Origin of the sequence: Streptomyces sp. CHD11, assembly GCF_018638295.1 — a bacterium.
GTDB lineage: Bacteria > Actinomycetota > Actinomycetes > Streptomycetales > Streptomycetaceae > Streptomyces.
Genome location: NZ_JABTTS010000021.1, coordinates 42,818 through 62,576, shown reverse-complemented (window position 1 = coordinate 62,576; position 19,759 = coordinate 42,818). Strand labels below are relative to the sequence as shown.

The 19,759-nt window shown below is 71.2% G+C and carries 20 protein-coding genes; 8 read left to right on the top strand and 12 right to left on the bottom strand.

Annotation, left to right across the window (positions count from 1 at the left end):
- Positions 1–3 precede the first annotated feature (3 nt).
- Positions 4–858 carry a DUF1684 domain-containing protein gene (locus tag HTV45_RS20850; protein WP_215207336.1) on the top strand — a complete coding sequence of 285 codons (855 nt, stop codon included), beginning with the start codon at positions 4–6 and terminating at the stop codon, positions 856–858.
- 45 nt (positions 859–903) lie between these two features.
- A complete protein-coding gene (locus HTV45_RS20845; RefSeq protein WP_215207335.1) occupies positions 904–1,278 on the top strand; it encodes a nuclear transport factor 2 family protein in 375 nt (124 codons plus the stop codon).
- A 159-nt stretch (positions 1,279–1,437) separates the two neighbouring features.
- Here the strand turns inward: HTV45_RS20845 and HTV45_RS20840 are convergent, their stop codons facing one another.
- Positions 1,438–2,595 carry an acyl-CoA dehydrogenase gene (locus HTV45_RS20840; protein ID WP_285899667.1) on the bottom strand — a complete coding sequence of 386 codons (1,158 nt, stop codon included), beginning with the start codon at positions 2,593–2,595 and terminating at the stop codon, positions 1,438–1,440.
- A 182-nt stretch (positions 2,596–2,777) separates the two neighbouring features.
- Between HTV45_RS20840 and HTV45_RS20835 the strand changes: the two genes are divergently transcribed.
- Positions 2,778–4,121 carry a UDP-glucose/GDP-mannose dehydrogenase family protein gene (locus HTV45_RS20835; RefSeq protein ID WP_215207334.1) on the top strand — a complete coding sequence of 448 codons (1,344 nt, stop codon included), beginning with the start codon at positions 2,778–2,780 and terminating at the stop codon, positions 4,119–4,121.
- 100 nt (positions 4,122–4,221) lie between these two features.
- Here HTV45_RS20835 and HTV45_RS20830 read toward each other — a convergent pair whose 3' ends face one another.
- Entirely contained in the window at positions 4,222–4,728 is a 507-nt protein-coding gene (locus tag HTV45_RS20830; RefSeq protein WP_215207333.1) for a CGNR zinc finger domain-containing protein, read from the bottom strand.
- Positions 4,729–4,874: 146 nt separating this feature from the next.
- Between HTV45_RS20830 and HTV45_RS20825 the strand changes: the two genes are divergently transcribed.
- Together HTV45_RS20825 and HTV45_RS20820 are read left to right on the top strand one after the other, a co-directional pair.
- Positions 4,875–5,234 carry a VOC family protein gene (locus HTV45_RS20825; RefSeq protein ID WP_215207332.1) on the top strand — a complete coding sequence of 120 codons (360 nt, stop codon included), beginning with the start codon at positions 4,875–4,877 and terminating at the stop codon, positions 5,232–5,234.
- A gap of 15 nt (positions 5,235–5,249) precedes the next feature.
- Positions 5,250–5,636, top strand: coding sequence for a VOC family protein (locus HTV45_RS20820; protein ID WP_215207331.1), 387 nt, complete (start codon positions 5,250–5,252; stop codon positions 5,634–5,636).
- A gap of 124 nt (positions 5,637–5,760) precedes the next feature.
- Here HTV45_RS20820 and HTV45_RS20815 read toward each other — a convergent pair whose 3' ends face one another.
- The 3 genes from HTV45_RS20815 to HTV45_RS20805 all read right to left on the bottom strand — a co-directional run bounded on the left by HTV45_RS20815 (position 5,761) and on the right by HTV45_RS20805 (position 8,677).
- Positions 5,761–6,939, bottom strand: coding sequence for a dipeptidase (locus HTV45_RS20815; RefSeq protein WP_215207330.1), 1,179 nt, complete (start codon positions 6,937–6,939; stop codon positions 5,761–5,763).
- 17 nt (positions 6,940–6,956) lie between these two features.
- Positions 6,957–7,457 carry a 5-(carboxyamino)imidazole ribonucleotide mutase gene (gene purE, locus HTV45_RS20810; protein ID WP_215207374.1) on the bottom strand — a complete coding sequence of 167 codons (501 nt, stop codon included), beginning with the start codon at positions 7,455–7,457 and terminating at the stop codon, positions 6,957–6,959.
- Between the two features lie 77 nt (positions 7,458–7,534).
- Positions 7,535–8,677 (bottom strand): 5-(carboxyamino)imidazole ribonucleotide synthase, encoded by a 1,143-nt coding sequence (locus HTV45_RS20805; RefSeq protein ID WP_215207329.1) that lies wholly within the window; start codon positions 8,675–8,677, stop codon positions 7,535–7,537.
- A gap of 153 nt (positions 8,678–8,830) precedes the next feature.
- Here HTV45_RS20805 and HTV45_RS20800 point away from each other — a divergent pair, with 153 nt between their 5' ends.
- Positions 8,831–9,322, top strand: a complete 492-nt coding sequence (locus HTV45_RS20800) for a GtrA family protein (RefSeq protein WP_215207373.1) — start codon at positions 8,831–8,833, stop codon at positions 9,320–9,322.
- 47 nt (positions 9,323–9,369) lie between these two features.
- Here HTV45_RS20800 and HTV45_RS20795 read toward each other — a convergent pair whose 3' ends face one another.
- Together HTV45_RS20795 and HTV45_RS20790 are read right to left on the bottom strand one after the other, a co-directional pair.
- Positions 9,370–10,641 (bottom strand): ATP-binding protein, encoded by a 1,272-nt coding sequence (locus HTV45_RS20795; RefSeq protein ID WP_215207328.1) that lies wholly within the window; start codon positions 10,639–10,641, stop codon positions 9,370–9,372.
- Between the two features lie 32 nt (positions 10,642–10,673).
- Entirely contained in the window at positions 10,674–11,351 is a 678-nt protein-coding gene (locus HTV45_RS20790; protein ID WP_215207327.1) for a response regulator transcription factor, read from the bottom strand.
- A 511-nt stretch (positions 11,352–11,862) separates the two neighbouring features.
- On the opposite strand from HTV45_RS20790, the gene HTV45_RS20785 reads away from it, so the two are divergent.
- Positions 11,863–13,359 carry an oligopeptide:H+ symporter gene (locus tag HTV45_RS20785; protein WP_215207326.1) on the top strand — a complete coding sequence of 499 codons (1,497 nt, stop codon included), beginning with the start codon at positions 11,863–11,865 and terminating at the stop codon, positions 13,357–13,359.
- Positions 13,360–13,533: 174 nt separating this feature from the next.
- Here the strand turns inward: HTV45_RS20785 and HTV45_RS20780 are convergent, their stop codons facing one another.
- Both HTV45_RS20780 and HTV45_RS20775 read right to left on the bottom strand, forming a co-directional pair.
- Complete coding sequence (locus HTV45_RS20780) at positions 13,534–14,085, bottom strand: ATP-binding protein (RefSeq protein ID WP_215207325.1); 552 nt, start codon at positions 14,083–14,085, stop codon at positions 13,534–13,536.
- 242 nt (positions 14,086–14,327) lie between these two features.
- Positions 14,328–14,705: an STAS domain-containing protein gene (locus tag HTV45_RS20775; RefSeq protein ID WP_215207324.1), complete on the bottom strand. Its 378-nt coding sequence runs from the start codon at positions 14,703–14,705 to the stop codon at positions 14,328–14,330.
- Between the two features lie 252 nt (positions 14,706–14,957).
- On the opposite strand from HTV45_RS20775, the gene HTV45_RS20770 reads away from it, so the two are divergent.
- On the top strand, positions 14,958–15,872 hold the full coding sequence (locus HTV45_RS20770; RefSeq protein ID WP_215207323.1) for an RNA polymerase sigma factor SigF: 915 nt from the start codon (positions 14,958–14,960) through the stop codon (positions 15,870–15,872).
- A 132-nt stretch (positions 15,873–16,004) separates the two neighbouring features.
- Here HTV45_RS20770 and hutI read toward each other — a convergent pair whose 3' ends face one another.
- From hutI to HTV45_RS20755, 3 genes are read right to left on the bottom strand one after another with little or no spacing between them, the layout of a single operon-like run.
- Complete coding sequence (hutI, locus tag HTV45_RS20765; RefSeq protein ID WP_215207322.1) at positions 16,005–17,177, bottom strand: imidazolonepropionase; 1,173 nt, start codon at positions 17,175–17,177, stop codon at positions 16,005–16,007.
- 20 nt (positions 17,178–17,197) lie between these two features.
- Positions 17,198–18,535 carry a formimidoylglutamate deiminase gene (locus HTV45_RS20760; RefSeq protein ID WP_215207321.1) on the bottom strand — a complete coding sequence of 446 codons (1,338 nt, stop codon included), beginning with the start codon at positions 18,533–18,535 and terminating at the stop codon, positions 17,198–17,200.
- On the bottom strand, positions 18,532–19,734 hold the full coding sequence (locus HTV45_RS20755) for an allantoate amidohydrolase (RefSeq protein ID WP_251692480.1): 1,203 nt from the start codon (positions 19,732–19,734) through the stop codon (positions 18,532–18,534). The genes HTV45_RS20760 and HTV45_RS20755 overlap by 4 nt, the downstream gene beginning before the upstream one ends.
- Between the last annotated feature and the right edge of the window lie 25 nt (positions 19,735–19,759).

Here is a 19,759-nt window from a genome sequence, read left to right as displayed (position 1 = left end):
CTCATGACCGCACACCAGTCACCGTCCGGCCGGCGGACCACGACGGGCGACGGCACCACAAGCGGCGCACCGGCCGAGTACGAGGCGTGGCGCAAGGGCCGGTGGGAAGAGGTCGCGGGTCCGAACGGCAAGGCCAAGGTCGTCGCCAACGGAAAGATCACAGGCCGCGGCACCCATGTGCTCCCCGGTGTGCCCGGCACGTGGAGCACCGACGAGGCCGGTGAACTCACCGTGACGGCGCGGGCCGCCGACGGCGTCACCGTCGACGGGACCGCGGTCGACGGGACGGCGGTGGTGCCGCCCGGCTGCGCACTCGCGTTTCCCGGCGACCGCGTCGGCTTCGCGGGTGGCGCCGACGGCTCCTACGGACTGGTCGTCATGGACAACGGAGCCGTCGAACGCTCCGGTCTCAGCGGCATCGACACCTTCCCCTACGACCCCTCGTGGGTCCTGGAGGGCCGGTACCGAGCCGCCCCGGAGGGCCGCCGCATCGAGGTGGGACGACTCACCACCCCGCGCAGCACCGAGGCCATCCTGGCCCCGGTCGACCTGGTCGTCACCATCGACGGGACCACCTACGTGCTGGCCGTCCTCCAGGACTTCCCCGGCCAGCGTCTGGTGGTCTTCACCGACGAGACCAACGGCAGCGACACCCCCCGGATCGGCCGCTGGCTCGTCCTCCCCCTCCTGGACCCCGGCAGCACGCTACGAGTCGACTTCAACCAGGCCACGCTCTCCCATCACCACCTCAACCCGGACGTCTTCGTCTGCCCCCTCTCGCCCCCCGGCAACCACCTGCGGATGCGCGTCGAAGCAGGAGAACGCTCGCTGATCCACGCTCCGGAAACCCCGCGCTGACCCGCGCCTTCACCGACTTCCGCCCCGACGAGAGGAAACAGCACCATGAGCCAGGACCTGAAGAACAAGGCCGCCGCGTACCTCCGCGCGCTGGAGACGGCCGACTGGGACACCGCGCGCTCGATGTGCGCGGACACCGCGACCGTCTGGCACAACGACGGGAAGGGTGAGCAGAGCATCGAGGAGAACGTCGAGGGGATGGAGGGGCAGATACACACCATCGAGTCGATGAGCTACGACATCACCCGGCAATTCGCTCAGCCGGGCGAGGTCCTCCAGCAGCACGTGGTGCACGTGGCCACGAAGAACGGCATGAGGGGCGAGGTCCACGCCGCGGTGTACTTCCGCTTCGACGCTGCCGGCCTGATCACCCGCATCGAGGAGTACGCCAACTTCGTCCCCGCGGGGCAGGGAACCTGACCGGTGTCCGCCCCTCGGCCGAACCCGTAGGCCGCCCCATTCTGGCCTCCGACGACGACGGTCCTCGCGACTCCCACAGATCGCGGGTGTCGCGAGGACCGTCAGGACCCGGGCACCGTGCCGGGGACCGCGTCGTGTGCGCAGGCCGGCAGGATGCCGCTACGGCAGGTTGCGGGCCATCACGATCCGCTGGACCTGGTTCGTGCCTTCATAGATCTGCGTGATCTTCGCGTCGCGCATCATCCGCTCGACCGGGTAGTCGCGGGTGTAGCCGTAGCCGCCGAGGAGCTGGACGGCGTCCGTGGTGACCTCCATGGCGACGTCGGAGGCGAAGCACTTGGCGGCGGCGCCCTGGAAGGTGAGGTCGGCGTCGCCGCGCTCGGACTTGGCCGCGGCGGCGTAGGTCAGCTGGCGGGCGGCCTCGATCTTCATGGCCATGTCGGCCAGCATGAACTGTATGCCCTGGAAGTCGGCGATCGGCTTGCCGAACTGCTTGCGCTCCTTGACGTAGCCCTTGGCGTAGTCGAGGGCGCCCTGGGCGATGCCGAGGGCCTGGGCGGCGATGGTGATGCGGGTGTGGTCCAGCGTCTTCATCGCGGTGGCGAAGCCGGTGCCCTCCTCGCCGATCATGCGGTCGGCGGGGATGCGGACGTTGTCCAGATAGACCTCGCGGGTCGGGGAGCCCTTGATGCCGAGCTTCTTCTCCGGGGCGCCGAAGGAGACGCCCTCGTCGGACTTCTCGACGACGAAGGCCGAGATGCCCCTGGAGCGCTTGGCGGGGTCGGTGACGGCCATCACCGTGTAGTACTCGGACTCGCCGGCGTTGGTGATCCAGCGCTTCACGCCGTTGAGAACGTAGGTGTCGCCGTCGCGGACCGCCTTGGTCTTCATGCCCGCGGCGTCGGAGCCCGCGTCCGGCTCGGAGAGGCAGTACGAGAACATCCCGTCGCCCTTGGCGAGCGGGGTCATGTACTTCTTCTTCAGCGCGTCGGAGCCGGAGAGGATGACCGGCAGCGAGCCCAGCTTGTTCACGGCGGGGATGAGGGAGGAGGACGCGCAGACGCGGGCCACCTCCTCGATCACGATGACCGTCGCGAGCGCGTCGGCGCCGGCGCCGCCGAACTCCTCGGGCACGTGGACGGCGTGCAGGTCGTTCGCGACGAGCGCGTCGAGCGCCTCGCGGGGGAAACGGGCATCCTCGTCCACCGCTGCGGCGTACGGCGCGATCTTCGCCTCGGCCAGTGCGCGGACGGCGTCCCGGAGCATGTCGTGCTCCTCGGACGGGCGGTACAGGTCGAAGTCAGCCGATCCGGCCAAGGTCTCTCACGCTCCAGAACACTGCGATGTCGATCACGCTAACTACCGTTAAGTAACTCCGATTTTAGGCCTTCATCCGCGGTCGTGGATAGGTGAGCTTGACGACAGCCGGGCGGTACCCGTTTCGGCCCCCCGGATATGCTCGGGCGCGCACTGCCTGCCGTATACCCCCTGGAGCACCCATGGCCCTGAAGATCACCGTGATCGGCACCGGTTATCTCGGCGCGACCCACGCGGCGGCCATGGCGGAGCTGGGGTTCGAGGTGCTCGGCCTGGATGTCGTACCGGAGAAGATCGACAAGCTCCGGCGCGGTGAGGTCCCGATGTACGAGCCGGGGCTCGACGAGCTGCTGCGCCGGCATGTCGCCGGGATCGAGGGCTCGAGCGGCCGGCTGCGGTTCACCATGGACTGGGCCGAGGTGGGCGAGTTCGGCGATGTGCACTTCGTCTGTGTGAACACCCCGCAGCGGCACGGCGAGTACGCCTGCGACATGTCGTACGTCGACGCGGCGATCGCCTCGCTCGCGCCGCACCTCAAGGGCCCCGCCCTGGTCGTCGGCAAGTCGACGGTTCCGGTCGGTTCGGCCGACCGGCTGGCCGCCTATCTGGCGGAGCACGCCCCGGCCGGCGAGGACGCGGAGCTGGCGTGGAACCCGGAGTTCCTGCGTGAGGGCTTCGCCGTCCAGGACACCCTGCACCCGGACCGGATCGTGGTCGGTGTGCGCGGCGAGCGGGCGGAGAAGCTGCTGCGCGAGGTGTACGCCACCCCGGTCGGGGAGGGCACGCCGTTCGTGGTGACGGACTTCCCGACGGCGGAGCTGGTGAAGACGTCCGCGAACTCCTTCCTGGCCACCAAGATCTCCTTCATCAACGCGATGGCGGAACTGTGCGAGGCCACGGGCGGCGACGTGGCCCGGCTGGCGGAGGCCATCGGCTACGACGACCGGATCGGGAAGAAGTTCCTGCGGGCCGGGATCGGGTTCGGTGGCGGCTGTCTGCCCAAGGACATCCGGGCGTTCATGGCGCGCGCCGGCGAGCTGGGCGCGGACCAGGCCCTGACGTTCCTGCGGGAGATCGACTCCATCAACATGCGCCAGCGCGGCCGGATGGTGGAGCTGACCCGGCAGGTCCTGGGCGGCGGTTCCTTCCTGGGCAAGCGGGTGGCGGTGCTCGGTGCCACCTTCAAGCCGGACTCGGACGACGTGCGGGACTCGCCGGCGCTGAACGTGGCGGGGCAGATCCATCTGCAGGGCGGCCAGGTCACGGTGTACGACCCGAAGGGCATGGAGAACGCCCGCGGCATCTTCCCGACCCTGGGGTACGCCGACTCGGCGCTGGAAGCGGTGCGGGGCGCCGATGTCGTCCTGCATCTGACGGAGTGGCGGGAGTTCCGTGAGCTGGACCCGGCGGAGCTGGGCGAGGTCGCGGGCGAGCGGCTGATCCTGGACGGGCGCAACGCGCTCGACGCGGAGGTGTGGCGCAAGGCCGGATGGCAGTTCCGCGCGATGGGACGTCCCACCGCCTAGCTGGTCGCGAGGTGACAGGGGACGCCGGTTCGGCCGAGGCTCAGTCGGCCGAACCGGCGTCCTTCTGCATTCTGCCCCACCAGGCGGCGGCGCGGCGCGGCTACGGCCCCTTCGCCCGGTACCGGCGCATCTTGGCGCGGGCCCCGCACACCTGCATGGAGCACCAGCGGCCGCGCCCCGCGGGGCTGCGGTCGTAGTACGCCCAGTGGCAGGTGGTGGCCTCACAGGCCTTCAGCCGGTTCCAGGTACCCGCGGTGACCGCTTCGGCGACGGCGGCGGCGACGCGGGAGAGCAGCGGCCCACCGTCGACGGGCGCGAGGGCGGCCGAGCCGTCGGCGGTCTCGACGGTGACCACCAGGGGTGCCCGCGCGAGCAGTTCGCCGAGCGGGGTGACCTCACGGTGCGGGGGGTGGCCGGCGTGGGCGAGGAGGGTCGCACGGAGGGACTCGCGCAGTTCGCGGGCGGAGTCGGCCTCACCCTCGGTGATCCCGAAGGGCTCACGGCCGGCCGCGGTGTCCAGCGCGTCGGCGCCCGTCTCGACATCCAGCGTGTTGACCAGGTCCTGGACCAGGGCCGGCCCGCCCGGCGGGGCAGCTCGCTCACTCATGCCTGGACCGTACCTCCCGGTTCCCTCTGGTCCGCCGGCCGCTTGTCCGCTTGCGGCGTTACTCCCTATGGTGCAGCATGCAGTAACTGTTACTGGTTACCCGCACATAGGGGTAACTCCCGAGACTTCGACCCGAGGAGGAAGTCATGTCCGTTGCCAAGGTGGGCGCCGTCGTCCTGGACTGCCCCGATCCGCGTGCGCTCGCGGGGTTCTACGCCGCGATCGTGGGCGGCACGGTGGAGGGGGAGGGCGACTGGGTGGACCTCTCGGTGCCGGGCGGTCCGGTCCTCGCCTTCCAGGCCGCCCCGGGGCACGTGCCGCCGCGGTGGCCGGCCGCGGACCGCTCGCAGCAGTTCCACCTGGACCTGACCGTCGAGGACCTGGACGCGGCCGAGGAGAAGGTACTGGCGCTCGGCGCGAAGCCCCTGGAGACGGAGGACCGCTCACGGACCTTCCGGGTTTACGCGGACCCGGCGGGGCACCCGTTCTGCCTCTGCGCCTGCTGACACCTGGAGGAACGCATGGCCGCCGTGGCCCGCCTGCGCACTGTCGTCCTCGACTGCCCGGATCCGCGGGAGCTGGCCGTCTTCTACGCGGCCGTCGGCGGCGGCACTCCCGTCGAGGAGGACGCCGACTGGGTGGTGCTCCAGATCCCCGCCGGGCCACGGCTGGCCTTCCAGCGCGCGCGGGGGTACGCCCCGCCCGACTGGCCGCACCACGGCTCCCAGCAGTTCCATCTCGACTTCGACGCCGGGGGCACCTGGGAGGAGGTCGACGCGGCCGAGGCGAAGGTGCTGGCGCTGGGGGCGCGGGTGCTGGACCGCGAGGACTACGAGAGCAAGGACTTCCGCGTCTACGCCGATCCCGCGGGGCATCCCTTCTGCCTGTGCCGGATCGAACAGCCGTAGGGGCGGTGTTCGGCGATCGGCGGGGCCGGCTTGCGCCTCGGGCCGGAGCACGAGGAGCAGGCCGGCCGGCACGAAGGATTCCGGCCTTCCCGACCGGGCGGCGAACGCCCGAGCCGCTGGATTGTCAGCCGCTCAGGGCGTTCAGGGTGGCGTTGGACGGCGCGCGGGTGGTGCGGAGGCCGCGGGAGACGTCCTCCGCGGCGGCCAGGACGCGGACCGCGTTCTGCCAGGTGAGCTTGGCCAGGTCGGACCTGGACCAGCCGCGGCCGAGCAGTTCGGCGATCAGGTTCGGGTAGGCGGAGACGTCGCCGAGGCCGTCGGGGGTGAAGGCCGTGCCGTCGTAGTCGCCGCCGATGCCGAGGTGGTCGACGCCGGCCACCTCGCGCATGTGGTCCAGGTGGTCGGCGACCGTGGACACCGTCGCGACCGGGCGCGGGTGGGTCTCCTCGAAGGCGCGGTGGACCTTCATCCCCTCGGCCGTGGTGTCGAGATGGTGGAATCCGTGGGCGCGCATGTTCTCGTCGGCCGCCGCCGTCCAGTCGACGGCGGCCTGGAGCACGAACTTGGGCACGAACGTCACCATCGCGACGCCACCGTTGGCCGGCAGCCGCTCCAGGACGTCGTCCGGGATGTTGCGCGGGTGGTCGCAGACCGCGCGGGCGGAGGAGTGGGAGAAGATCACCGGCGCGGACGTGGCGTCGAGGGCGTCCCGCATGGTCGTCGCGGCGACATGGGAGAGGTCGACCAGCATGCCGAGCCGGTTCATCTCCCGCACCACCTCCCGGCCGAAGGCGGAGAGGCCGCCCACCCCCGGCTCGTCCGTCGCCGAATCCGCCCACGCCACGTTGAAGTTGTGGGTGAGGGTCAGGTAGCGGACGCCGAGGTCGTACAACCCCCGCAGGGTGCCGAGGGAGTCGGCGATGGAGTGGCCGCCCTCCGCCCCCATGAGGGAGGCGATACGGCCCTGCCGGCGCGCGGCCTCCATGTCGGCGGCGGTCAGCGCGGGCGCCAGGTCTTCGGGGTACCGGGTCAGCAACTGCCGTACGCAGTCGATCTGTTCCAGCGTGGCCGGCACCGGGTCGGACTGGTCCGCGCGGACGTAGACCGACCAGAACTGCGCGCCGACCCCGCCCGCCCGCAGCCGGGGGATGTCGGTGTGCAGGTGGGCGGACTGGTCGGCGCCGATGTCGCGGGCGCCGAGGTCGTAGCGGACCTGTTCGCGCAGCGCCCACGGCAGGTCGTTGTGCCCGTCGACGACGGGGAACTCGGCCAGCAGCGCGCGGGCTTCGTCGAGGTGCTTCACGGCAGGACCCACCCCGCTCACTTGCCGAAGCCGAAGCCGTTGCCGGAGCCCTCGGCCCTGGCGCGCAGCCGCTTGCCCTTCTCCGTGGCCTGGTCGTTGAGCTCCTGCTGGAACTCCCGCATCCGGCCGAGGAGTTCCTCGTCGTGGGCGGCGAGGATCCGGGCCGCGAGCAGGCCCGCGTTGCGGGCGCCGGCCACCGACACGGTGGCGACCGGGACTCCGGCCGGCATCTGCACGATGGAGAGCAGGGAGTCCATGCCGTCGAGGTACTTCAGCGGCACGGGCACACCGATGACGGGCAGCGGGGTGACCGAGGCGAGCATGCCGGGCAGATGGGCGGCGCCGCCCGCACCCGCGATGATCACCTTGATTCCGCGGTCCGCGGCCTGCTCGCCGTACGCGATCATCTCGCGGGGCATGCGGTGCGCGGAGACGACGTCGACCTCGTGGCCGATCTCGAACTCGTCGAGGGCCTTGGCGGCCGCCTCCATGACGGGCCAGTCGGAGTCCGACCCCATGACGATGCCCACCGAAGGGAGGGGGCGCGCGTCGGCGCTCGTCGAGGGGCGGTGGTCGTCGGACGGGTGGGCCGGGCTCATTCGGTGATCGTGCCTCTCAGGTAGCCGGCTGCGTGGCGTGCGCGCTCCAGCACGTCGTCCAGGTCGTCGCCGTAGGTGTTGACGTGTCCGACCTTGCGGCCGGGCTTCACGTCCTTGCCGTACATGTGGATCTTCAGCTGGGGGTCGCGGGCCATGCAGTGCAGGTACGCGGAGTACATGTCCGGGTAGTCGCCGCCGAGCACGTTCACCATGACCGTCCACTTCGCGCGCGGGCGCGGGTCGCCGAGCGGGAGGTCGAGGACGGCGCGGACGTGGTTGGCGAACTGCGAGGTGATCGCGCCGTCCATGGACCAGTGGCCGGAGTTGTGCGGGCGCATCGCGAGTTCGTTGACCAGGACGCGGCCGTCCCGGGTCTGGAAGAGCTCGACCGCGAGGTGGCCGACGACGCCGAGTTCCCCCGCGATGTTCAGCGCCATCTCCTCGGCACGCAGCGCGAGTTCCTCGTCGAGGCCGGGTGCGGGAGCGATGACCGTGTCACAGACTCCGTTGACCTGCTGCGACTCCACGACCGGGTAGGCGACGGCCTGGCCGTGCGGGGAGCGGACCACGTTCGCGGCCAGCTCGCGCACGAAGTCGACCTTCTCCTCGGCGAGGACCGGAACACCCGCCTTGAACGGCTCGGCGGCCTCCTCGGCGGAACGGACGACCCAGACGCCCTTGCCGTCGTAGCCGCCGCGGACCGTCTTGAGGACGACGGGGAACCCTCCCCCACCCTCCGCCGCGAACGCGGCCACGTCCCCCGGGTCGGCGACCAGGCGGTGCCGTGGGCACGGCACGCCGATCGCGTCGAGCCTCGCGCGCATCACGCCCTTGTCCTGGGCGTGCACGAGCGCGTCGGGGCCGGGACGGACGGGTACACCGTCCGCCTCCAGGGCCCTGAGGTGCTCGGTGGGCACGTGCTCGTGGTCGAAGGTGATCACGTCGCAGCCGCGCGCGAAGTCGCGCAGCGTCTCCAGGTCGCGGTAGTCGCCGACGACGACATCGCCGACGACCTGCGCCGCGGAATCCTGCGGAGTGTCACTGAGAATCTTGAACCTGATGCCGAGCGGGATGCCCGCCTCGTGTGTCATACGAGCGAGCTGGCCCCCGCCGACCATGCCGACTACCGGGAACGTCACGCCCCCAGGGTATCGGCCCGCGCCACGGTGGCCGATTTCGCACCCGTCGGGCGGGAGGGAGCGCGGTCCCGGCCCGCGTCCGCAGGAAGATCGCACGGGTGGGTGGTTAGCATGGTCGGGTTGACGCATTCGACGGACGGGAGCCTGCAGGCGATGGAACGCGGTTCCCCGGGCCTTCGACGGCTCTTCCGGGAAGTGGCCAAGTTCGGCGCGGTGGGGGGAGCCGGCGTACTGGTCAATCTGGGCGTGTTCAACCTGGTCCGCCAGGTGACCGACCTCCAGGTGGTACGGGCGAGCGTCATCGCCACCATCGTGGCGATCGTCTTCAACTACGTCGGTTTCCGGTACTTCGCCTACCGGGACCGCGACAAGTCCGGGCGCACCCGGGAGATGTCCCTCTTCCTGCTCTTCAGCGCCATCGGCCTGGTGATCGAGAACGGCGTGCTCTACACGGCGACCTACGGTTTCGGCTGGGACAGCTCGCTGCAGAGCAACATCTTCAAGTTCGTCGGCATCGGCGTCGCGACCCTCTTCCGCTTCTGGTCCTACCGCACCTGGGTGTTCCGCGCGCTGCCGGCCCGTGCGCCGGTGGCGGGGTCCCCTCCGGCCACCGAGGGCCGCCGGCCGAAGCAGCGGGTTCCCTAGCCGGGGGTGTCCGACCACGCCTCGGCGGAGGCGTCCCGCCGTCCTCCTCAGCGCACCGTCCGGCCGTGGGCGTCCGGTTCCTTCTGCGGGGGTGTGCGGGAGAGGAACAGGCCGAAGACGGCCGGTTTGGCCTGGAGCATCTCCAGGCGGCCGCCGTCGGCTTCGGCCAGGTCCCGGGCGACGGCGAGTCCGATGCCGGTGGAGTTGCGGCCGCTGATCGCCCGCTCGAAGATCCGGGCGCCCAGGTCGGCGGGGACGCCCGGCCCCTCGTCGGTGACCTCGACCACGACCTGGTTGCCGGTGACCCGGGTCCGCAGGGCGACCGTGCCACCGCCGTGCATCAGCGAGTTCTCGATCAGCGCGGCCAGCACCTGGGCGACCGCACCCGGCGTGCCCACCGCCCGCAGCTCCCGCTTGCCGGACGTGACGATCGCCCGGCCCGCGCTGCGGTAGGCGGGGCGCCACTCGGCGAGCTGCTGGGTGATCACCTCGTCGAGGTCGAAGGTGACCGCGGAGCCGGTACGGGGGTCGCGGGAGTTGGTCAGCAGCCGCTCCACCACGTCCGTCAGCCGCTCGACCTGTGCCAGCGCGATCGTCGCCTCCTCCTTCACCGTGTCCGGGTCGTCGGTGAGGGTGATCTCCTCCAGCCGCATCGACAGCGCGGTGAGGGGGGTGCGCAACTGGTGGGACGCGTCGGCGGCGAGGCGGCGTTCGGCGGTCAGCATCCGGCCGATGCGTTCGGCCGAGGAGTCCAGCACATCCGCGACCCGGTCCAGCTCGGGGACGCCGTACCGGCGGTGCCGGGGACGCGGGTCGCCGGAGCCCAGGCGCTCGGCGGTCTCCGCGAGGTCGGTCAGCGGGGAGGCGAGCCGGCTCGCCTGGCGGATCGCCAGCAGCACCGCGGCGATCACCGCCAGCAGTGCCACCAGGCCGATGATCAGCAGCGTCCGGCCGACCTCCCGGGTCACCGAGGAGCGCGGCTCCTGGACGGTGACCGTCTCGCCCTCCTTGCCGGGCGCCGACGCGCTGATGACGTCGCCGTCCGGTCTGCTGCCGACCTCGATGGGCGGCTTGCCGGGGATGTCGACGACGGCGTACCGGTCCTCGGTGATCTGGTCGCTCAGGATCTCGGCGGTGACCTTGTCCTCGACGAGCAGCCGGCTGTCGACGATGCTGGCCAGCCGTACCGCCTCGGACTCCACCCGCTCCCTGGCGGTCTCACTGATCGTGCGGGTCTCCACGATCACCAGGGAGACGCCGAAGACGGCGATCACGACGAGCACCACGGCGAGCGTGGACTGGATCAGACGACGGCGCATGTTCCCTTACCCCGAGCCGGACCCCGCCGGGTTCAGCTCTTCTCGAAGCGGAAGCCCACACCGCGCACGGTCGCGATGTAGCGGGGGTTGGCGGCGTCGTCGCCCAGCTTCTTGCGCAGCCAGGAGATGTGCATGTCGAGGGTCTTGGTGGAGGACCACCAGGTGGTGTCCCAGACCTCGCGCATCAGCTGGTCGCGGGTGACGACCCGGCCCGCGTCCCGTACCAGGACCCGCAGCAGGTCGAACTCCTTGGCGGTGAGCTGGAGCTCCTCCTCGCCCATCCACGCCCGGTGCGACTCGACGTCGATGCGCACCCCGTGGGTGGCGGGCGGCTGCTGGGGTTCGGTGGAGCCGCGCCGCAGCAGGGCGCGGACCCGGGCGAGCAGTTCGGCGAGGCGGAACGGCTTGGTGACGTAGTCGTCGGCGCCCGCGTCCAGGCCCACGACGGTGTCCACCTCGTCGGCGCGGGCGGTCAGGATCAGCAGCGGAACCGTGTGCCCCTCGGAGCGGAGCCGGCGGGCGACCTCCAGGCCGTCCATTCCGGGCAGGCCGAGATCCAGCACCACCAGGTCGACGCCGCCCTGCAGTCCGGCGTCGAGCGCGCCCGGTCCGTCCTCACGCACCTCGACTTCGTAGCCCTCCCGGCGCAGGGCGCGGGCCAGCGGCTCCGAGATGGACGCGTCGTCCTCGGCGAGCAGTACACGGGTCATGGCAGTGATGGTAGTCCCGTCGGGGCGGGCCCATGGGTGTGATCGCCGGGCCGGCTTCCTGCCTCCGTCCTACCTGATTCCCACCTCCGGCAGCCCGGGCAGGCACCTGGGGGTGTGAGGTGCGATGGTGGGGAGACCTTCGAATGAGTGATCCGGTTCCGTGTTCACCTGTGATCCGTGTCTCAAGTCCTTCCATATCCGGCAGTGTCCTGCCGTATGGTGAATCCACGCCTGTTGCACCGCGGGGACCTTTGGCGCAGTCGACGCCGAGGGTCTCTTTCGCGTGCGGGCCGGTTCTCCGCCGGCCCCGGAAGGAATGACCTGTGGCCGGGCCTCCTGCGCGCATAGACGCACGGAGGAGGCGTGGATCCCGGTGGTCGCCGTCCGCCGCTCCGCGACCCGGAGCGGCCTCCCCGGGCGTGGGTGGACGGTACGGCCTCGCCGGTGCCGGCCTGCCCCCCACCGGGCGCGTACCCGCATCCGCGACGCGTCCCGACAGCAAGGAACGACCATGGCGTCCAGCCTGACGAAGGACTCGGTCACTCCGGGCACCCCCGGTTCCGAGAAGACCTTCTTCGGCCACCCCCGCGGACTGGCCACACTCTTCATGACCGAGATGTGGGAGCGGTTCTCCTACTACGGCATGAGGGCCCTGCTCCCGCTGTACCTCGTCGCGCCGGGCGGACTCGGTCTGAGCGCGGGCACCGCCACCGCGATCTACTCGGTCTACCTCTCCCTGGTGTACCTGCTCACGATGCCGGGCGGCTGGTTCGGTGACCGTGTCTGGGGCCCCCGCAAGACCGTCGCCGTCGCCGGCGGCGTCATCATGCTGGGCCATCTGACGCTGGCCCTGCCGTCCTCCGGCACCTTCTACGCGGGGCTCGGCCTGGTCGCCATCGGCTCCGGCCTCCTGAAGGCCAACATCTCCACGATGGTCGGCCAGCTCTACCAGGGCCCGGACGATCCACGCCGGGACGGCGGCTTCACCGTCTTCTACATGGGCATCAACCTGGGTGCCTTCGCCGCGCCGCTGATCATCGGCACCATCGGTGAGAGCGTCAACTGGCATCTGGGCTTCGCGCTCGCCGCGGCCGGCATGGGCCTGGGCGTGGTGCAGTTCCTGCTGGGCAGCCGCCACCTGGACGCCCGGTCCAGTGTCGTCCCCAAGCCGCTGTCGGCCGAGGAGAGGTCCTCCACGCTGCGCAAGGCCGCACTGTGGGCGGGCGTCGCCGTCGTCGCGTACGCCGTCCTGGGCGTCACCGGCACCTACACCCTGAACTGGGTCCTGGTCCCGCTGACGCTGCTCGGCGTGATCGTCCCGGTGATGGTGATCGCCCGGATCAAGCGCGACAAGGACCTGGACCGCGCCGAGCAGTCGAAGATGTCCGCGTACATCTGGTTCTTCGTCGCCGCCGCGATCTTCTGGATGATCTACGACCAGGGCGGCTCGACCCTGTCGCTCTTCGCCGACTCGTCGGCCGAGAACAGCGTCCTGGGATGGGACTTCCCGGTCTCCTGGTACCAGTCGGTCAACCCCGTGCTGATCATGGCGCTGGCCCCGGTCTTCGCCTGGATCTGGCTGGCGCTGAACCGGCGCGGCAAGGAGCCGAGCACGATCGTGAAGTTCGCTTCCGGTCTGGTGCTGGTCGGCGTGTCGTTCTTCCTGTTCCTGGCCCCGCTGTCGATCGCCGAGGGCGGTCACAAGGCGGCGGCGCTGTGGCTGGTGGCGATCTACTTCACGCAGACCGTCGGTGAGCTGCTGCTCTCCCCCGTCGGCCTGTCGGTCACCACGAAGATGGCGCCCGCGAAGTACGCCTCGCAGATGATGGGCGTCTGGTTCCTGGCCGTGACCGCCGGTGACGCCACGACCGGACTGCTGTCCATCGCCGGAGTCGACCTGAACAAGACGGGCATCGTCGCGATGGAGGCCACGCTCGCCGTGCTCGCCGGTGTCGCGGTGTGGATGTACCGCAAGAAGGTCAAGCTCCTCATGGGTGACGTGCGCTGAGCCCTCCGGGGGCGGTGCACCGGGCTTCTTCGCCCCCCGGCCCCTTCCCCCTGCCGGAACCGGGGCTCCGCCCCCGGACGCCCTGCTCCTCGAACGCCGGAGAGGCTGGCTTCAGCCTCTCCGGCGTTCGAGGAGCGGGTGCGGGGGCGTGGGAACCTCACCGCACCCGGAGGACTACGCGGGCGTGCCCAGTTCCGCCCAGACCGTCTTGCCCGCCACGTCCGGCGCACGCACGACGCCCCAGTCCAGGCACAGCCGCTGCACGATGAACATGCCGTGACCGCCCGGCCGCCCCGCCCGGTGCGGGGTGCGCGGCGCCGGCTGTCCCGTGCCCCGGTCGGTGACCTCCAGCCGGATCACCTTCTTGTCACAGGTGATCGCCATGTGGTCGGGCCCCTCCGCGTGCAGACACGCGTTGGTGACCAGCTCGGAGACGACGAGGAGGACGTCCTCCGCGGCGGCCCGCCGGTCCGCGGTGGCGGCCGGCAGCCAGCCCCACTCGTACAGCGCCTGGCGGGCGAAGTCACGGGCGAGCGGCACGACTCCGCTCTGGCCGTCGAAGTCGAGCCGACGGGTCCCGCCACCCGGAGAGCCCGGTGGCGCGGTGGGCGCGGCCATACCGCCGTCCGGCGCGTCCCCGGCCGGTGCCACGCCCCCGGGCACCCCGGAAGCGCCGCCGGGCTCCGGACCTCGGTCGCCCGGCGAATAGGGCCGGGTGGTGCTCATCAGCGCTTCACCTCACCGTGTCACCGGTTCACGATTCAAAAGATTCCGTACTCGGTCGGTCACGTACGCACGGCACGTCCGGTTCCCAGCACCCCCGCGACCACCGTGTCCGGCCCGTTCAGGGTCTCTCCTGCCCGGGCGGACCGACGGGACACCCCCGTGTTCGCACGAAAAGGCACGACGGAGGAGGACCTCCGTCTCCGGGAGCAGCGGAGGCGCTCCGCCGGGCGTGCCCGCGCGGATCACGCCGAATCGTCGGCCAGAGCCGCCTCGAGAGTGTCATGGACGGTGAACACCGCGTCCGCCCCCGTGATCTCGAACACGCGGGAGACCACGGACTGCATTCCCGCGAGATGGACACCGCCCCCGGCTGCCTCGGCCTTGAGCCGGGCACCGAGCAGTACGTTCAGTCCTGTGGAGTCACAGAACTCCAACCTGGAGCAGTCGATGACAAGACGCTTGAATCCCTTGGCGAGGCAGCCCTCGAGTGGCTCGCGCAACAGATCGGCGGTGTGGTGATCCAACTCACCCGCCGGAGTCACGACGGCACTGGGGCCCTCTTCTCGCACGTCGACCAGAAGCCGGCCCGACTGTGCGCTGCCGACCGTCCCGCGGTCCATGCCGTCTCTCTCTCCCGACACCGTGGCTGCTTGCTGACGCTTCTGAACATTACGCCTTCCGGCCACGCATCGACACTCTAACAATCACGCACAAACGGACATATGCACACAGAACACACTTGCGATGTGCCCGCGGAAGCCGGTAGGGCTAGTAAAGACACGTAAACCGACACGGCCGGCTTTGGAGGCGCCGCACACCGCAGTGCACGTATCGGCTTCGGCAGCCATATGCCGAGAACGATGGAGGACATCATGTCACCCCGGCTCGACGCATCGCCTACCCCTGAAGCGACGTCGACACCACCTCCGGAACATCTGGAACCCATCGAACCGGACGATATGGGTGTCGTCCCGGACGACTTGCTCGCCGGACTCCCGGAGATCCCCCCGTACGACGAGGTGGGCCCGGTCGACGCCCGGGCTCTGTCCAAGACCCTCTTCGAGCGCCTCGAATCGCTGGAGGAAGGCACCCAGGAGTACTCGTACGTACGCAATACGCTCGTCGAACTGAACCTCGCCCTGGTCAAGTTCGCCGCCTCCCGCTTCCGCTCGCGCAGCGAGCCGATGGAGGACATCATCCAGGTCGGCACCGTCGGCCTGATCAAGGCGATCGACCGCTTCGAACTGTCGCGCGGTGTGGAGTTCCCCACCTTCGCGATGCCGACCATCATCGGCGAGATCAAGCGCTTCTTCCGGGACACCTCGTGGTCCGTGCGCGTACCGCGCCGGCTCCAGGAACTCCGGCTCGACCTGGCCAAGGCCGGTGACGAACTCGCCCAGCAGCTCGACCGCGCGCCGACAGTGGCCGAGCTGGCGGAACGTCTGGGCATCACCGGCGACGAGGTCGTCGAGGGCATGGCCGCGTCGAACGCCTACACCGCCTCGTCGCTGGACGCCCAGCCGGAGGAGGACGACGCCGAGGGCGCGCTGGCCGACCGGATCGGTTACGAGGACCACGGGCTCGAAGGCATCGAGTACGTCGAGTCGTTGAAGCCGCTGATCGCCGAACTGCCGCCGCGCGACCGGAAGATCCTCTCCCTGCGTTTCGTCGCGGGCATGACCCAGTCGGAGATCGGTGAGGAGCTGGGCATCTCCCAGATGCACGTCTCCCGTCTGCTGTCGCGGACGCTGGTGAAGCTGCGCAAGGGACTCACGGCCGAGGACTGATTCCTCACCGGATGGTGTTCGTCCTCCAGGGGCGGTCCGCGGTCGGGCCGCCCCTTTCGGCTGCCGTGACCGGCCGTCGGACGCCGTTCACGCCCGCCCGACGGCCGGTGGCCCTCCCGGCGGGCCGCCCGGTCACACCTGGCGTACGCCCCGGCGCCACACCCCCGCGACCAGCGGGACGCCCGGCCGGTAGGCGAGGTGCACATGGCTCGGGGCGTCGAGAAGCGTGAGGTCGGCGTACGCGCCCGGGGCCAGCCGTCCGACGTCGGCACGGCGCAGGGCCGCCGCGCCGCCCGCGGTGGCCGACCAGACCGCCTCGTCCGGTGTCATCCCCATGTCCCGTACCGCGAGGGCGATACAGAAAGGCACGGAGGACGTGAAGGACGAGCCGGGGTTGCAGTCCGTGGACAGCGCGACCGTCGCCCCGGCGTCCAGCAGCCGGCGGGCGTCCGGCCAGTCGGCGCGGGTGGAGAACTCGGCGCCGGGCAGCAGGGTGGCAACCGTGCGGCTGTTCGCGAGGGCGTCCACGTCGGCGTCGGTGAGATGGGTGCAGTGGTCGGCGCTGGCCGCGTCGAGCTCGACGGCGAGCCGCACTCCGGGGCCGTAGGAGAGCTGGTTGGCGTGGATCCGCGGGTGCAGGCCCTTCGCCTTGCCCGCGGTCAGGATCGCGCGGGCCTGGTCGCCGTCGAAGGCGCCCTTCTCGCAGAAGACGTCGATCCAGCGGGCGTGCGGCGCGCAGGCGTCCAGCATCGCGCCGGTGACCAGGGCGACGTAGCCGGCCGGGTCACCGGCGTACTCCGGAGCGACGATGTGGGCGCCGAGGAAGGTGACCTCGTCGGTGTGACGGGCCGCCAGGCGCAGGGCGCGGGCCTCGTCCTCGGTGGTCAGCCCGTACCCCGACTTGGTCTCGAGGGTCGTGGTGCCCTGGCGCAGGGCTTCCGTGAGGTGGCGGGTGAGGTTGGCCTCCAGCTCCTCCTCGCTCGCGGCCCGGGTGGCGGCCACGGTCGTCCGGATGCCGCCGGCGCTGTACGGGCGGCCCGACATCCGGGCGTTGAACTCCTCGGTGCGGTCGCCGGCGAAGACCAGGTGGGAGTGGGAGTCCACGAAGCCCGGGAGGACCGCCCGCCCCCCTGCGTCGACCCGGTTGTCGGTGGCGGGTGCTTTGCTTGATCCACCGGTCCACACGACGCGGTCGCCCTCGATGACGACGGCCGCGTCCCGGACCAGGCCGAGGGGAGAGGTGTCACCCAGGGAGGGGTCGTTGGTGACCAGCGTGGCGATGTTGCTGATGACGGTGCTGCTCATGGTGTCCTCATGGGTGGTCGTCAGGCGCGCAGGGCTTCGACAGCCCGCGCGAGGGCTGCGGGCACATCGGGGACCAGCGTGTGCGCCCCGTCGCGTACGACGTGACGGCCCGCCACGACCGTGTGGCGTACGTCCGCCGCGGTCGCGGCGAATACGGCCGTCTCGGCGCCGAGTCCGGGCGGCGGCCCCGCTGTTCTGACCGAGTCGAGGGCGAGGGTGACGAAGTCGGCCCGTGCCCCGGCCTCGATGGTGCCGATGCCGTCCCAGCCGAGGGCGGCGTGTCCGTCGGCGGAGGCGGCCCGCAGCAGCGCGGCGGCCGTCCAGTGCCCCCGCGTGCGGGTGCGCAGCCGCTCGTTCAGCTCCATCGCGCGCGCCTCTTCGAGCAGGTCGATCACGGCGTGGCTGTCGGAGCCGAGACAGAGCGGGGAGCCCTCGTTCTGCAGGGCCGCGGCGGGGCCGATGCCGTCGGCGAGGTCCCGTTCGGTCGTCGGGCACATACAGGTCCCGGTGCCGCTGCCGCCGATCAGGGAGATGTCCTCGGCGGTGAGATGGGTGTTGTGGACACCGGTGGTGCGCGGTCCGAGGACGCCGTGCAGGGCCAGGAGCTGGGCCGGGGTGCAGCCGTGGATCTCGCGGCAGGCGTCGTTCTCGGCGGTCTGCTCGGACAGATGCACATGGAGCGGGGCCCGCCGCTCCCGCGCCCACCGCGCCACGGTCGCCAGCTGCTGTGCCGGTACGGCCCGGACGGAGTGGATCGCCGCACCGATCCGTGCGTGATCCCGTTCCTCGAGGACGGAACAGCGTTCGGCCCAGGCGTCCGCGTCGCCGTCGGAGAAGCGGAGCTGAGGGGTGGTGGGCGGCTGTCCGAAGCCGGAGGAGAGATAGGCGGTGTCGAGGAGGGTGATCCGGATACCGGCCTCGGCGGCGGCCGCGAGGAGCGCCTCGCCCATGGCGTTGGGGTCGGCGTAGGGCGTGCCGCCGGGAGCGTGGTGGACGTAGTGGAACTCGCCGACGGTGGTGATGCCGGCCAGCGCCATCTCGGCGTATACCGCCCGGGCGAGGGCGTGGTACGTGTCCGGGGTCAGCCGGCCGGCCGTGGCGTACATGGTCTCGCGCCACGTCCAGAAGGTCCCGGAACCCGCCTGGACGGTGCCGCGCAGCGCCCGGTGGAAAGCGTGGCTGTGGCTGTTGGCCAGGCCCGGCATCGTGAGGCCGGGCAGTACCTCCGCGCCGGGCGGCGGAACGGGTGTCGCCTTGTGGACCGCGGTGACGCGGCCGTCGGCGATGTCGAGCGCCACACCCGGCTCGACATCACCCTCCAGCCACGCGTGTTCCGCCCAGTAGGTCCGCTTGGTCACGTGCGGGACAGTCCTTCCAGTACGTCGGCGAGGGCGAGGACCCCGGCCACGCAGTCGTCCTCGGTCGCGTACTCGGCCGGGGAGTGCGAGACGCCGGTGGGGTTGCGCACGAACAGCATGGCGGTCGGCACGCGTCCGGAGAGGATCCCGGCGTCGTGTCCGGCACCGGTACCGAGGACGGGCACCTCGATGCCGGTCTCGCTGCCCAGGATGCCGGCGAGTTCGTCACGCAGGGCGTGGTCGAACTCGACGACGGGCGTGAAGGACTCGCGTTCGACGTCGAGGTGCACGCCGTGGGCGGCGGCACGGGCGCGTGCCGCCTGTTCCACGCCGGCGACCACGGCGTCCAGGCGCTCCTGGTCGGCGGCGCGGGAGTCGAGCCAGCCGCGCACCAGGGAGGGGATGGCGTTGACGCCGTTCGGTTCGACGGCGATCTTGCCGAAGGTGGCGACGGCACCGGCGGGTTCCGCCTCGATGCGGGCGGCGAGGACGGTCTCGGCGTACGGCAGCATGGGGTCGCGGCGGTCCGCGAGCCGGGTGGTGCCGGCGTGGTTGGCCTCCCCGCGGAAGTCGAACCGCCAGCGGCCGTGCGGCCAGATGGCGGACGCGATGCCGATACGGTCGCCGGACAGGTCCAGGGCACGTCCCTGCTCGACATGGAGTTCGACGAAGGCGCCGATGCGGTCCAGCCGCCCGGGGTCGGCGCCGATGGCGTCGGGGTCGTAGCCGGCGGCCTCCATGGCCCGCGGGAGCGTGACGCCGTCGGCGTCGGTGAGCCGGCGGGCCTGCCCGGCCGTGAGCACGCCCGCGGTGAGCCGTGAACCGACGCAGGCGAGCCCGAACCGCGCGCCCTCCTCGTCCCCGAAGTTGACGATGCCGAGCGGCCGGGTGAGGGGCACACCTCGGCGGCGCAGCTCGTCGAGGGCGGCGAAGGCGGACACGACGCCGAGGGGTCCGTCGAAGGCTCCGCCGTCCGGCACGGAGTCGAGGTGCGACCCGGTGACCACGGCGTTCCCCCGCGCGGGGTCGCCGAGCCAGGCCCACTGGTTGCCGTTCCGGTCGACCTCACAGGCCAGCCGCCGGCTGCGGGCCTGCTCCTCGAACCAGGCCCGGCAGTCGGAGTCGGCCCTGGTCCAGGCGAACCGCCGGTACCCACCGGAACCCGCGTCGCGCCCGATGGGCAGCAACTGACTCCACATCGCGTGGAATCCGTCCCCCCGGCCG

Coding starts and splice junctions, on each gene's coding strand:
- HTV45_RS20785 (WP_215207326.1), top strand. CDS start 11,863: ATGGCGTCCAGCCTGACGAAGGACTCGGTCACTCCGGGCACCCCCGGT.
- HTV45_RS20825 (WP_215207332.1), top strand. CDS start 4,875: ATGTCCGTTGCCAAGGTGGGCGCCGTCGTCCTGGACTGCCCCGATCCG.
- HTV45_RS20850 (WP_215207336.1), top strand. CDS start 4: ATGACCGCACACCAGTCACCGTCCGGCCGGCGGACCACGACGGGCGAC.
- HTV45_RS20845 (WP_215207335.1), top strand. CDS start 904: ATGAGCCAGGACCTGAAGAACAAGGCCGCCGCGTACCTCCGCGCGCTG.
- HTV45_RS20820 (WP_215207331.1), top strand. CDS start 5,250: ATGGCCGCCGTGGCCCGCCTGCGCACTGTCGTCCTCGACTGCCCGGAT.
- HTV45_RS20800 (WP_215207373.1), top strand. CDS start 8,831: ATGGAACGCGGTTCCCCGGGCCTTCGACGGCTCTTCCGGGAAGTGGCC.
- HTV45_RS20790 (WP_215207327.1), bottom strand. CDS start 11,351: ATGACCCGTGTACTGCTCGCCGAGGACGACGCGTCCATCTCGGAGCCG.
- HTV45_RS20780 (WP_215207325.1), bottom strand. CDS start 14,085: ATGAGCACCACCCGGCCCTATTCGCCGGGCGACCGAGGTCCGGAGCCC.
- HTV45_RS20830 (WP_215207333.1), bottom strand. CDS start 4,728: ATGAGTGAGCGAGCTGCCCCGCCGGGCGGGCCGGCCCTGGTCCAGGAC.
- purE (WP_215207374.1), bottom strand. CDS start 7,457: ATGGGGTCGGACTCCGACTGGCCCGTCATGGAGGCGGCCGCCAAGGCC.
- HTV45_RS20755 (WP_251692480.1), bottom strand. CDS start 19,734: ATGTGGAGTCAGTTGCTGCCCATCGGGCGCGACGCGGGTTCCGGTGGG.
- hutI (WP_215207322.1), bottom strand. CDS start 17,177: ATGAGCAGCACCGTCATCAGCAACATCGCCACGCTGGTCACCAACGAC.
- HTV45_RS20835 (WP_215207334.1), top strand. CDS start 2,778: ATGGCCCTGAAGATCACCGTGATCGGCACCGGTTATCTCGGCGCGACC.
- HTV45_RS20775 (WP_215207324.1), bottom strand. CDS start 14,705: ATGGACCGCGGGACGGTCGGCAGCGCACAGTCGGGCCGGCTTCTGGTC.
- HTV45_RS20795 (WP_215207328.1), bottom strand. CDS start 10,641: ATGCGCCGTCGTCTGATCCAGTCCACGCTCGCCGTGGTGCTCGTCGTG.
- HTV45_RS20770 (WP_215207323.1), top strand. CDS start 14,958: ATGTCACCCCGGCTCGACGCATCGCCTACCCCTGAAGCGACGTCGACA.